The following is a 12,457-nucleotide window of genomic DNA, read 5'->3' as shown; positions in this document are numbered from 1 at the left end:
TTTATCGTTTGTTATAGATATTTCGTTTCTCCGAAACGTTATGTTGTAGATATTTATAGAAACTCAATATACAATATGATAAAGCTTCGGAAGAGCGGTATATTTTTCTACCGTTTTAATATATGTCGCTCCGCTGGAGCTCTATGTTGGGGATGTTTATCGTTTGCTATAAATATTTCGTTTCTCCGAAACGTTATGCTGTAGATGTTTATAGAAATTCAATGTACAATATGATAAAGCTTCGGAAGAGCGGTATATTTTTCTACCGTTTTAATATATGTCGCTCCGCTGGAGCTCTATGTTGGGGATGTTTATCGTTTGCTATAAATATGTCGTTTCTCCGAAACGTTATGCTGTAGATATTTATAGAAATTCAATGTACAGTATGATAAAGCTTCGGAGAAGCGATATATTTATAGGAATTTAATTTTACAATGTCATAAAGCTCCGGAGGAGCGGCATATTTATAGAAAATTCAATTTGCGATATTGATAAAGCTCCGGAGGAGCGACATATTTTTCTACGTTTTAATATATCGCTTCTCCGAAGCTTTACAACATAATTTGATTATTTCAAATGACTATAAATGTAAGTTTCAATAGCTTTTAATTCTTCATCAGACATTGCTTTTGTTATTCCAAAATTAGTCTGCATAACTGAGAACTGACTTGGATCGACAATTGGATCTGCATTTCCTTTTAAGAAAGTTACAATGTCGGCATTTTTGTCTTTGTAGATTTTGGCAATCTCTTTAATACTTGGTCCAATAACTTTTTGATCTGGTAAATGGCATGCTGTACAATTTCCTCTTCCTTCAAAAAGTTCTTTTCCTAAATCTTCCGGAGTTTTGGCTTTCGCCGATTCGCCTTCAGAATAGGTTTCTGTTTTGGAATCGGTATTTTCTGAAACTTCTTTTTTGCAAGACGAAAAAGCTAAAACGGCAGATAAGAATACTATTTTTTTCATATTATTTATTCAATAAAATTGCAGCTTCTTTTGCGAAGTATGTCGAAATAAGATTAGCACCAGAACGTTTAATGCACATTAATTGTTCCATCATAATTTTATCGTGATCAAGCCAGCCTCTTTCAGATGCGGCTTTAATCATGGCATATTCTCCAGAAACCTGATAAACAGTTACAGGAACATGTACCGTGTTTTTTATTTCGCGAACAATATCCAAATAAGCAATTCCGGGTTTTACCATTACCATGTCTGCACCTTCTTCTACGTCAGACAAAGCTTCTTTAATCGCTTCAATACGATTAGCATAATCCATTTGATATGTTTTTTTGTCTTTTGGAACCACAACATCCGCTTCTTTTGGAGCCGAATCTAAAGCATCTCTAAAAGGACCATAAAAAGCTGAAGCATATTTAGCCGAATAACTCATGATTCCCACATTTTGGAAACCGGCAGCGTCTAAACCTTCGCGCAGGCGTAAAACACGTCCGTCCATCATATCACTTGGCGCAACAAAATCGGCACCAGCTTCTGCATGTGAAACAGCCATTTTTACTAAAGCATCAACTGTACTGTCGTTTTCTACATCACCATTTGTTATAATTCCGTCATGACCGTAAATAGAGTATGGGTCTAATGCGACATCTGGCATAACGATCATTTCCGGACAAGCGGCTTTTATGGCACGAATAGCTTGCTGCATTAATCCGTTAGAATTCCATGCTTCTTTTCCAGTATTGTCTTTTAGGTTTTCGCTGACTTTTACATAAATATTTACGGCGCGAATTCCTAAATCGTAAAGTTCTTTTACTTCTTCAACTGTTAAATCTATTGATCTTCTGAAAATTCCCGGCATTGACGGAATTTCGACTTTTACATTTTCTCCTTCAGCAATAAACATTGGAAACATAAAATCCGACGGACTTAAACTGGTTTCGCGTACTAAAGAACGAATAGACTCATTTACTCTTAATCTTCTGCCTCTTTGTAATGGGAACATATAATTTTAGATTTTAGATTTTAGATTTTAGATTTTTTAGTTGATTTCTTTGAAACTCAGACTTAGAATCTATTTCTAAAACAGCAGTTATTTTTATTTTTTTGAAGTTTGTTTTTACTTTTTAATAAGTGGTGCAAAGTTAAAGAAAAAGGAACAGAATAAGGCGTTTAGCCCATAACAGAATCCGTTAATATTATCTAAAAATTTGGTTGGGTTTTGTTATTTAAATTAGATTCGCAAAACCAAGAAAAACCTTTCTTTTTAATAAGTTTTTTATAAAGTGAGCATGAAAATGAGAAAGTTTATTTATATTGATGATTCAAAGTTTACAAATGATCATTGGGAATATTGTGAAAAGAATAAAATCCCATACATCACAGTTAAAAGAAAAAATAAATCTTTTTTTGAAGTCTTTTATGATATTACAAATACGAAAGTTGATTTAAATAGCGTCTCAGATGAAATCAAAAACATTTATTTAAGTTATGTGAAGTTTCTTTTGATTCCTTATTATGAATACGAGTCTTATTTAAGTCAAAATTATTTTTTTTCTATGTTGATAAAAGAGGGACATGAGCAATTTTTTGCAGAAAAGCTTTTTGATTATTTGATGAATGAATTGTAAATACAATCCTCGCTAGCAAACTAAGAATTTAGACATATCATGGTTTTTCAAATATTTCCGTCTAAATTTGTATAATGAAGAAATTTCTCGCTTTCTGCTGCTGTCTGCTCTTAACAAGTTGTTTTGAGATTACAGAAAGAATCAAACATCACGACGATCAAAGTGGCGAATATACTTTGATGATCGATTTTTCGCGATCATGGTTTAAAACAAAATCGGCTATTTGGCTTGAAGAAGTCGATGGCGTAAAAATCCCAAACGAACAGGAAATCTCCCAAAAACTGGATGATTTTAAAATCAAAGCTTCTAAGATTGATGGCATTTCGAATGTGTCCACAAAAGCAGATTTTGACAATTATGTATTTATCATCAAACTCAATTATGCTAATCTAAAAGCATTAAATACAGTGGTAAATTCGATCAACAATCAGCGCGAACAAATTCACTTTAGCAGTAATGCCAAAAACTTTGAAAGAATTGCATCTTATCCAATTCCCGAAAAAGTAGTGAACGATCCTAAAAAAAAGAAAGATCTCGAAGAAGCCAGCATAATTGCAATCTATACTTTCGATAAAGATATTCTTTCGGTAAACAATGCAAACAGCAAAATCTCAAAAAACAAAAAGACCGTTTTTTTAAAACAAAGCATGTACAGTGTATTAAAAAAGTCGACTTTAATGAATAATACGATCCAATTAACGCCTTAATTTATGAAACAATTTTATTCTTTATTTCTAATATTCGCCATACAATTTTCTTTTGCTCAGATTAATCAGGAGAAATACGATTATTTTGTACAGTTTAACGGAAATCAGCTTTCCAAAAAAGTCGATATCAACCAAGTACTCAATCATCCAATTATTACAAAATACATTAGTAAGAAACCAGATTTTGATTTGAGAAAATATACCTCAATTATCAAATTAGATCAGAAAATTACAATTCACGGAAGTTTTTTAGACAGCGTTCCGTATTACCAATTTACGATTCCCATAAAAGGCAAAGAAGCTGTAAAGCAGTATTTAACTGAAAAATTAGGAGCAGGAACTGAGAACAATGCTATCCAGGATTTGGGTAAATATTCTGTTTTTACACCAAAAGGAGTTAAAAAAACACTGGCATGGAATGATGAATTTCTGGTAATATTTGAATTAACAAAAAGACTTCCAAAGAAATATTATGAAGAAACAACTTCAACTGCGGTAATGGATTCTGTTGCTGCAGTAGATTATTATGAAAACGATACTATTGTTGAAGCACCTGCATATGGTGATCCGGCAATTCCAGTTCCAAGTCCGCCAAAAATTGCAGAGCCTTCAGTATCTAAAAATGACCCTGTAGTTTTTACAGATGCTGTGCAGGAAGAGTATCAGTATGATGGAAATCCATACGAAGAATATACTGCTGAGCAAGCAGAATTTGATAGAAAACTGGCAGAAAACCAAAGTGAAATTATAAAGCATTTATTCGAAAATGGTTTTGCGGCACCAAATTCAGCTAAGATTAATATTGGCGCAGATATTTCGACCTGGGTTGATTACGGCAGTATGATTTCTACTTTTTATTCTGCATATAGTCTTCCAATGGCATTGTTTGGAGGTTATGATAAATATTTGCCGATGCAGAAAAACTTTGGGGATTTTGTAAAAGGAATAAACTTTGATTTCTATTTTGATAATGACAATGCAAGAATCGAAGAAATTGTAGAGTATTCTAAAGAAATTGCCGATGCTGTCGGCAAAATTGGAGATAGAAAAATAAATAAAAATATCTTTAATTATTTCCCGTCTGAAAAACCATTGGGATATATGTCATATCACATTAATACCAAAGCGGCGCTTGAAAAGTTTCCGTCGTTGATGAGTGATATGTTTCAGAATACAAAATTTGCAAAAGAGGATATCGCAATCATCACGGATTTAATATCTACAATTGTCGATGAAGAAGCCACGGCAAAGCTTTTCGATGGTGATTTAAGTGCTTTTTTATACAATGTGAAAGAAGTTGAGGTAATGACCAAAAAATATAGTTATGATGAAAATTACGAGGAAAAAATTACAGAGGAAAAGGTGAAAAAGACAATTCCGCTGTTTTCGGTAGTTTTTACATCAACTCATCCCACTTTTGGAGATAAATTGCTGCAGTTAGGCGTTCGCAAAAAAATACTGACTCAAAACGGAAATTATTACCAAATTTCAGGAACTAAAGAATATGGAGATATTTATATTCTAAAAGATAAAGACGTTGTTACGGTAAGTAATACATTGGATTATTTTAGTAAAGGAAGCGGTGCTTTTGTTAAAGAAACAAAGAAAGACCTGAGCAAGAATGTTATCTTTGGAAAACTTAATATTTCGCACACGGTTAAAGCTTTTGGACAAAATGCAAAAGAAGACGATTTAAACAAACTGAATAGAATTGCATCGCAGTTTTCAGATTTTACCATGGAATCGCCTAAAAAGCTGATTGATAATAAATTCAAGTTTGTACTGAAATTGAATTCTTTACAAACCGATAAAAATATCATTTTGCAGACATTAGATTTGGCCAATGATATGATGGCTTCAAAATAAAGTTCAAAACAAAAATCCCCGAAACATTAGATTTCGGGGATTTTTGTTTGTAAAAGAATCTGTTGGATGAAATTAAAACGAGTATATTTTAACACATAGAAACATAGATTTTTATATTGAAAAAAGAGAGTAGAAGAAACTAGTTTCCACACATAGCTAACTATGTGCATTAATGCAAGTGAAACGCCTTTTTTACATCTTTAATAAACTATGTTTCTATGTGTTGAAATAATTATGCCCACAGATTAAGAATAGCTTTTAAGTAATGGAAGCGTTGTAAATGGTTTTTATGGTATCGCCAAGAACAGCATTAAAATCAGCATCAGATTGACCTGCGCTGAGACCTTCGGACAATGCTCTGGAGAAACTGGCAATTAAGCCATGGTTTTGAGCCAGTTTTGTATTGGCTTCTTCTCGCGAATAACCGCCGGACAATGCCACAACACGAACTACATGCGGATCAGAGATTAAACTGCTGTAGAAATTATTAACAGTTGGAATAGAAAGTTTCAGCATTACTTTTACATCTTTATCCAGGGCGTTAAGCTGTTTCTGAATTTCTTTTTTTAGAATTTCTTCTGATTTTTCTTTGTCAGCACTGTAAATATCAACTTCAGGTTCAATAATTGGAATCAATCCTTTTTCGAAAATCTGCAAACCAACCCTAAACTGCTGTTCTACAATATCGCGGATTCCATCTGGATTTGCTTCTTTAATAACCGAACGCATTTTTGTTCCAAAAACATTTCGCTCTACGGCTCTGTTCAGCAGTTCATCCAGATTTGGAATAGGTTTCATCAATTGTACTCCGCTGGCAAGATCTGCCAGGCCTTTGTCTACTTTTAGAAACGGAACTATATTTTTCTTTTCCCATAAATAATCTGCAGTCCACAGACCATCAATTTTACGGTCCATTGTATTTTCAAACAAAATAGCACCTAGAATATATTCGCTGTCAAAAGCTGGAGTTTTAATAATTCTGGTTCTCATTTCGTGTACGAGAGTGTACATTTCTTCGTCGTTAGAATAGCTGTTTTCTTGAACGCCATATTGCGATAATGCTTTTGGTGTGCTCCCGCCGCTTTGATCTAATGCTGCGATAAATCCTTTGCCAGAATGCATACGATTTAATTGTTCCTGGTTCACATTTGCCATAATAATGAATTTTAGTTTTTATAAATCCATGTAATTTAAGCAATTTTCACAACTTATTGATTATGAGACGGCAGGTTTTTTAAAGGCCGATTTTCTCATTTACCTTATCATAAACTTCCTTTACTTTTTTTGGAGGATCAAATCTGTAACCTGCAGAAAGTTTTAAAGTCGCGATATTATCATTCAATCGTGGATCGACTTTTTCATCTTGGGCAAAACTGATAGTATTTAAAGTAGCAAAGGCAAAAAAACGGTCATTATTGTAAGCTAATTTTAAATTGAAATCAGCTTGATATAAAGCTGAGGTATCTTTATCAATCATATTGAGTCCGGCTCCCAAAGCAAGCCCGGCGCCAATTAAAACCCGATCACTAATAACAAAATTGTAGAAATAGGAAGGTGCCAGCGTAAAAACATACATGTCTCCTGGCGATGAATCGGGTGTATTTAAATCTAAATTGGTGTAATAAAAAGAGAAAGTTGGAATAAAACTTCCGGAACTTTTGGTCTGCCATTCGTTTTGACTAACCAGTGTCTTGAAAGAAAATTTATCATTGAAAACGTAAGCCGTCGATCCGCCAATTTTCATAGTCCGCATATCAGGCAGTTGTGCCGTAATATTGTCATCACTAATATAAAATCCTTTTTGATTGATATAAGTAAAAGACTGCATCCATTTTTTTAAATAAAAACGGGTATTGAAATTAAAATGCTTGGAATGCGAATCGCCTTTGTTCTGACTCAGAAATTTGGGTGCAAAGCCAAAACCAACATCAATAATTTTATAGTTTAAGTTAAAGCCTATCTGTTCTCTTCGGTTTGGAATAAGATTTACAAATATTTTTGAATCCTGACTTCCCGAAGCAATTTGAAAGCTGTTTGAAGTGTCTAAATAATAAACACTGCCCGTAATTTTATCACTATAAGATTTGAAATACGGATTCTGTACAGAATCGTTTTGGGCGAAACATCCAAAAATGCTGATAAAGAATCCTATGTAAATCAGTTTCAAAGCCATATTTTATTTGAAAAATGCTTCGGATAAGCAAAATATTTTCTAACAATTAAAATAACCAAATGAAATCTAAAGCTCCAGCGGAGCGGCATAAAATCAAAATTCTTTAAAAATATATTCATCTTTAAAATCAATATTGAATAATTTTAGAAATGCGATATATTCTTCCTTGAATGTTTTGGTTTTATGATGCTCTTCTTGATTTTCGATATATTTTATGACATTAGTCAATTGCGAATGCCCATATGAAAAAGCACCAAAACCATTCTGCCATTCAAATTTTCCATTAATCCATTTTTGTTCATTGATGAATTTAGATGAACTTGATTTAATATCTCTTACTAAATCAGATAATGAAATATTTGGTTTTATTCCAACTAAGATATGAATATGATCTGGCATTCCGTTAATTGCAATCAATTTTTGTTTCTGATTGGTAATAATTCCTGTAATGTATTTGTAAATTTCATCTTTCCATTTTTTAGAGATTAAATTCTGCCTTCCTTTTACAGCGAAAACAATTTGAATGTACAGTTGAGAGTAAGTGTCTGCCATGTTTTAATTAAAATTACAAAAGGTAAAGCTAATTAATAATTTTAATTTTGTAAGATAAGTATTGTTTTTTATGGTAAAGAATATGTCGCCCCTCTGGGGCTATAAATATTTCGCTCCGCTGGAGCTCTATGTAGAGATTGCTAAATGAGGCTATAAATATTTGGCTTCTCCGAAGCTTTTGATGTAAAATAGTTTTCTCTGTTTGATAATGTGAGATTGGTCGTATTGGTATAAATTTTTTTAGCACATTTTAAAATGCTTCGGAGAAGCAAAATATTTATAGAAAAAAATTATTGACATTTTCAAAAGCTCCAGCGGAGCGATATAGATATTTTGTAGTTATTTAATATAGCTTTTCTTTAAAATGCGTAACAATATATATCACCCCTCTGGGGTTTTATATTAGGGAGATATAAATTTTCGCTATAAATATGTCGCTCCTCTGGGGCTTTATGAAAAGATTGCTAAATGGGGCTATAAATATTTCGCTCCGCTGGAGCTCTATGTAGAGATTGCTAAATGAGGCTATAAATATTTGGCTTCTCCGAAGCTTTGATGTGAGTTAAAAGTCTCTTAGAACTAGTGTATATAAAAAATGCTCCGGAGGAGCAAAATGTTTATAGAAAAAACATCGACATTTTCAAAAGCTCCAGCGGAGCGATATAGATATTTTGTGGTTATTTAATATAGGTTTTTCTTTAAAATGCTTAGCAATATATCACCCCTCCGGGGCTATAAATATTTGGCTTCTCCGAAGCTTTAGATGTTAGTTAAAAAATCTCTTAGAACTAGTGTATATAAAAAATGCTCCAGAGGAGCATTATATGTCTAGATATTTATAAAGATTAGATAAAAGCTCCAACGGAGCGGCATCTATTAATCCGAATTCATTTAATAAAAATTAAATCCAATCAATCGGGTTCTGCAATACATTAATCAATTTTTCTTCGTCACTTCCTGCTTCTGGATGATGATCGTAAACCCATTGTACATGCGGAGGCAGACTCATTAAAATACTTTCGATTCTTCCGTTGGTTTTTAAGCCGAATAAAGTTCCTTTATCATGAACCAGATTAAACTCAACATAACGGCCACGGCGGATTTCCTGCCAATTTCTGTTTTCTGATGTATACTCTAAGTTTTTTCTTTTTTCTACAATCGGAACGTAGGCTTCAAGGAAACTGTTTCCAACTTCAGTTACAAAATCGTACCAGTTTTCCATTGGCATTTGCTCATTTGCCTTGCAATAGTCAAAGAATAAACCGCCAAGTCCACGGGCTTCATTTCGGTGTGCGTTCCAGAAATACGAGTCGCATTGTTTTTTATATTTTGGATAAAATTCCGGATTGTGTTTATCACAAGCGGTTTTACAGGTTTGATGAAAATGTTTGCCATCTTCTTCAAACAAATAATAAGGCGTTAAATCCTGTCCGCCGCCGAACCATTGTTCGATAACTTTTCCAGATTCGTTGTACATTTCAAAATAGCGCCAATTGGCGTGGACAGTAGGAACCATTGGATTTTTCGGGTGAATCACCAGACTTAATCCGCACGCAAAGAAATCGGCTTCGCCAACACCGAACATTTTCTGCATTGTTTCAGGAAGTTTTCCATGAACGGCTGAAATGTTTACACCGCCTTTTTCAAAAACGGCTCCGTTTTCAATAACGCGTGTTCTTCCGCCTCCGCCTTCAGGACGTTTCCATAAGTCTTCACGGAATTTTGCAGTTCCGTCAACAGCTTCTAATCCAGCGCAAATCTGGTCTTGTAAATTTTGTATGTATGCGTAAAATTTATCTTTCATGATTTAATATATTCTGATTTAAGAAGTCCGAAATAAACGGTATTTTGCAATTGCCCATCGCCGTTTCTAAATTCGTCTCTTAATATTCCTTCTTGTTTAAAATTATGTTTCAATGCAATTCTTTGACTTGCTAAATTAACTTCTGATGTACAAATGAAAACCTTGTTCATCATCAATTCTTTAAAGCAGAATTCAAGTGCATCAGAAACCATTTTTGATGTAATACCTTTTCCTTGGTAATCTTTATCAATAAAATACCCTAATTCACATTTAGAAATGCGATAATCTATTGTTTTTACACATAAATAACCAATCAAATTATTGGTTTTAATATCTCGGGCATAAAAATAATAACCTTCACTGTTTTTTTCTCTGTCTTTGCTGACCGAGATAAAATTTTCTGCATTTTCCGGTGAATCAGAATTTGCAAGAGTTACTGGGAAAGTATGTCCGATATGATCTCTATTCTTATCAATTAGTTCATAAAACTCATTGGGAAGAATGTGTTCAATTCGATCGGTTTTCCAGTCTGTAAAATCCATCTTTATTTATTTTTAAGAGAAGCAATTTTAGTGTTGATTCCAAAAGAAAAAACCTTGCTTTCATGTTGGATATATTGGTAAACAGCCAAAGCTTTATCAGTAAGATTATAATTTTCTTCTTTAGAGAATTCGATTAAAATATCTCCAAATTGCTCTAATTGATCCCAGTCAAAATGAAGACGGATTAATAAGTTGATTAATTCTTCATGAGAATAATCAATTAGCGTTTGAATATTTAGTCCAAACTCTTTTAATTGGTTCTCAATATCTGATTTTTGTAAATGACTTAGCGGATAAGGAACATAAACAAGAGTTCGCAATGTTTTTAAAACATTGTCGATTCTGATTTTCTCTTCGTCTCTTAAACCTTTATTAAGCATTCTTAGTATTTATTAGATTTGAATGTGGTTTTACTGAAAACTAATTTTCCTTTTTGGGAAGTTTCTTCTTTACCAAAGTTCTTAATTATTCGGTAAATAAAATACAAAACAGGAACTGAATAATAAATGAATCCCATACAAATAGGAACATAAGGCTTTTCTATAAATAACCCGCTCGACTTGACCATTTGGAAATAATGAGACTTTTCTAAAAATTCATTTGTCAATCCAAACGGAGGAACATATTTATTTCCAATTGCAAGAATCATAATTAAGAAGAAATAGAAAATGACTTTTACAACTGATTTTCCTATCTGCATCATTCTGACATCAGGAGTTACGTTTGAAAACGCAAATCGCATTCGATTTAAAACCGTCAGCAGATAGATAAATAAAATATTAGTATTGATAACCGATTCATTGAACGAATAGGCAAATGTTCCGTATAAAGGGAAAAAGACAAAAAGCGACCATTTTTTGGGCATAACCGCCATAAAAACTCCCGAATGTACCATTATAAACTCAAAAGTCATTAAAACAGCAAGATCATTTATGAGACTTACAGGGTGAAGTTCCGGATGCGTCCAAACCATCAAAAACACATAAGCATAATAAGCCTGAAATCCGTATTCGATAAATGAAAACGGTGAGTTTCTGCTGAGGTTTAGGTTTGCTAGCATATTTTTAAGTTGATGGTTGTTGGTTTATGGTTGATAGTATTCGTATCCAACAACTATCAATCATAAACTATCAACGACTATTGTCCGTATTCCTTAACCGCGTCGATAAACGCTTTTGCGTGATCTACAGGAATATTTGGTAAAATTCCGTGTCCTAAATTTACAACATATTTATCTTTTCCAAACTCATCGATCATTTCGTGAACCATTTTCTTGATTGTTGGAATTGGAGAAAGCAGTCTTGAAGGATCAAAATTTCCTTGTAGTGTAATGTTTCCACCAGACAAGTAACGGGCATTTCTTGCAGAACAAGTCCAGTCTACTCCAAGAGCAGAAGCACGGCTTTTACCCATTTCGCCAAGAGCAAACCAGCATCCTTTTCCGAAAACAATAACCGGAGTTAAATCAGCCAAAGCTTCGACGATTTGGTTGATGTATTTCCATGAGAATTCCTGATAATCAACAGGAGAAAGCATTCCTCCCCAAGAATCAAAAATCTGAACGGCATCAACTCCCGCTTTTACTTTTTCTTTTAAGTATAAAATTGTAGTATCAGTGATTTTTTGCAATAAAGTATGTGCTGCAACCGGATTTGAAAAGCAGAATCCTTTTGCCATATCAAAACTCTTAGAACCTCTTCCTTCAACAGCGTAGCAGAAAATTGTCCATGGCGAACCAGCAAAACCAATTAATGGAACTTCGTCGTTCAGCATTTCTTTAGTCAATTTGATTGCATCCATTACATAACCAAGACTTTCCTGAATATCCGGAACGTAAACTCGTTGAACATCAGCCATTGAACGAATTGGATTTGGGATGAATGGACCGATATTTTCTTTCATTAAAACTTCGATTCCCATTGCTTGCGGAACAACTAAAATGTCTGAGAACAAAATAGCGGCATCTGGAGCAATTCTGCGGATTGGCTGTACAGTAATTTCAGCAGCTAATTCTGGAGTCTGACAACGTGTGAAGAAATCATATTTATCACGTAATTCGATGAATTCCGGTAAATATCTTCCAGCTTGACGCATCATCCATACTGGCGGACGCTGAACGGTTTCTCCTTTTAATGCTTTTAAAAATAGGTCGTTTTTTAACATTTTTTTCCTTGCTTTAGGCTTTAAGCTTTAGGCTTTAAGCTTGTTTAACTATGATTTTTTGC

Annotated in this window: 13 protein-coding genes; 3 read left to right on the top strand and 10 right to left on the bottom strand. The window is 33.6% G+C overall.

Translation table 11 applies throughout. The features are described from left to right. Window positions 1-567: 567 nt before the first annotated feature. On the bottom strand, window positions 568-966 hold the full coding sequence (locus FJOH_RS05000) for a c-type cytochrome (protein ID WP_012023045.1): 399 nt from the start codon (window positions 964-966) through the stop codon (window positions 568-570). A 1-nt stretch (window position 967) separates the two neighbouring features. Continuing rightward, on the bottom strand, window positions 968-1,963 hold the full coding sequence (gene hemB, locus FJOH_RS04995) for a porphobilinogen synthase (protein WP_012023044.1): 996 nt from the start codon (window positions 1,961-1,963) through the stop codon (window positions 968-970). Between the two features lie 292 nt (window positions 1,964-2,255). On the opposite strand from hemB, the gene FJOH_RS04990 reads away from it, so the two are divergent. The 3 genes from FJOH_RS04990 (at window position 2,256) to FJOH_RS04980 (ending at window position 5,161) form a co-directional block, all read left to right on the top strand. Continuing rightward, window positions 2,256-2,588, top strand: coding sequence for a hypothetical protein (locus FJOH_RS04990; RefSeq protein ID WP_044048231.1), 333 nt, complete (start codon window positions 2,256-2,258; stop codon window positions 2,586-2,588). 74 nt (window positions 2,589-2,662) lie between these two features. Next, a complete protein-coding gene (locus tag FJOH_RS04985) occupies window positions 2,663-3,295 on the top strand; it encodes a hypothetical protein (RefSeq protein WP_012023042.1) in 633 nt (210 codons plus the stop codon). A gap of 3 nt (window positions 3,296-3,298) precedes the next feature. Then, complete coding sequence (locus FJOH_RS04980) at window positions 3,299-5,161, top strand: hypothetical protein (RefSeq protein ID WP_012023041.1); 1,863 nt, start codon at window positions 3,299-3,301, stop codon at window positions 5,159-5,161. A 258-nt stretch (window positions 5,162-5,419) separates the two neighbouring features. On the opposite strand, the gene FJOH_RS04975 is transcribed toward FJOH_RS04980, so the two are convergent. The 8 genes from FJOH_RS04975 to hemE form a co-directional block, all read right to left on the bottom strand. Continuing rightward, window positions 5,420-6,307, bottom strand: a complete 888-nt coding sequence (locus FJOH_RS04975) for a fructose bisphosphate aldolase (protein WP_044048230.1) — start codon at window positions 6,305-6,307, stop codon at window positions 5,420-5,422. Window positions 6,308-6,395: 88 nt separating this feature from the next. Next, window positions 6,396-7,334: a DUF4421 family protein gene (locus FJOH_RS04970; RefSeq protein ID WP_012023039.1), complete on the bottom strand. Its 939-nt coding sequence runs from the start codon at window positions 7,332-7,334 to the stop codon at window positions 6,396-6,398. A 93-nt stretch (window positions 7,335-7,427) separates the two neighbouring features. Beyond that, window positions 7,428-7,886, bottom strand: coding sequence for an IS200/IS605 family transposase (gene tnpA, locus FJOH_RS04965; protein ID WP_012023038.1), 459 nt, complete (start codon window positions 7,884-7,886; stop codon window positions 7,428-7,430). 901 nt (window positions 7,887-8,787) lie between these two features. After that, window positions 8,788-9,690, bottom strand: a complete 903-nt coding sequence (gene hemF, locus FJOH_RS04960) for an oxygen-dependent coproporphyrinogen oxidase (protein WP_012023037.1) — start codon at window positions 9,688-9,690, stop codon at window positions 8,788-8,790. Beyond that, window positions 9,687-10,232 (bottom strand): GNAT family N-acetyltransferase, encoded by a 546-nt coding sequence (locus tag FJOH_RS04955; RefSeq protein WP_012023036.1) that lies wholly within the window; start codon window positions 10,230-10,232, stop codon window positions 9,687-9,689. The genes hemF and FJOH_RS04955 overlap by 4 nt, the downstream gene beginning before the upstream one ends. Before the next feature lie 2 nt (window positions 10,233-10,234). Beyond that, window positions 10,235-10,612 carry a hypothetical protein gene (locus FJOH_RS04950; RefSeq protein ID WP_012023035.1) on the bottom strand — a complete coding sequence of 126 codons (378 nt, stop codon included), beginning with the start codon at window positions 10,610-10,612 and terminating at the stop codon, window positions 10,235-10,237. A 2-nt stretch (window positions 10,613-10,614) separates the two neighbouring features. Next, a complete protein-coding gene (locus FJOH_RS26175) occupies window positions 10,615-11,292 on the bottom strand; it encodes a hypothetical protein (RefSeq protein ID WP_012023034.1) in 678 nt (225 codons plus the stop codon). Window positions 11,293-11,369: 77 nt separating this feature from the next. Continuing rightward, a complete protein-coding gene (gene hemE / locus FJOH_RS04940) occupies window positions 11,370-12,395 on the bottom strand; it encodes a uroporphyrinogen decarboxylase (RefSeq protein ID WP_012023033.1) in 1,026 nt (341 codons plus the stop codon). Between the last annotated feature and the right edge of the window lie 62 nt (window positions 12,396-12,457).

Origin of the sequence: Flavobacterium johnsoniae UW101 (genome assembly GCF_000016645.1) — a bacterium.
Lineage (GTDB): Bacteria > Bacteroidota > Bacteroidia > Flavobacteriales > Flavobacteriaceae > Flavobacterium > Flavobacterium johnsoniae.
Note: the sequence above shows the minus strand (reverse complement) of the source record. Positions and strands in the feature narration are given on the sequence as shown.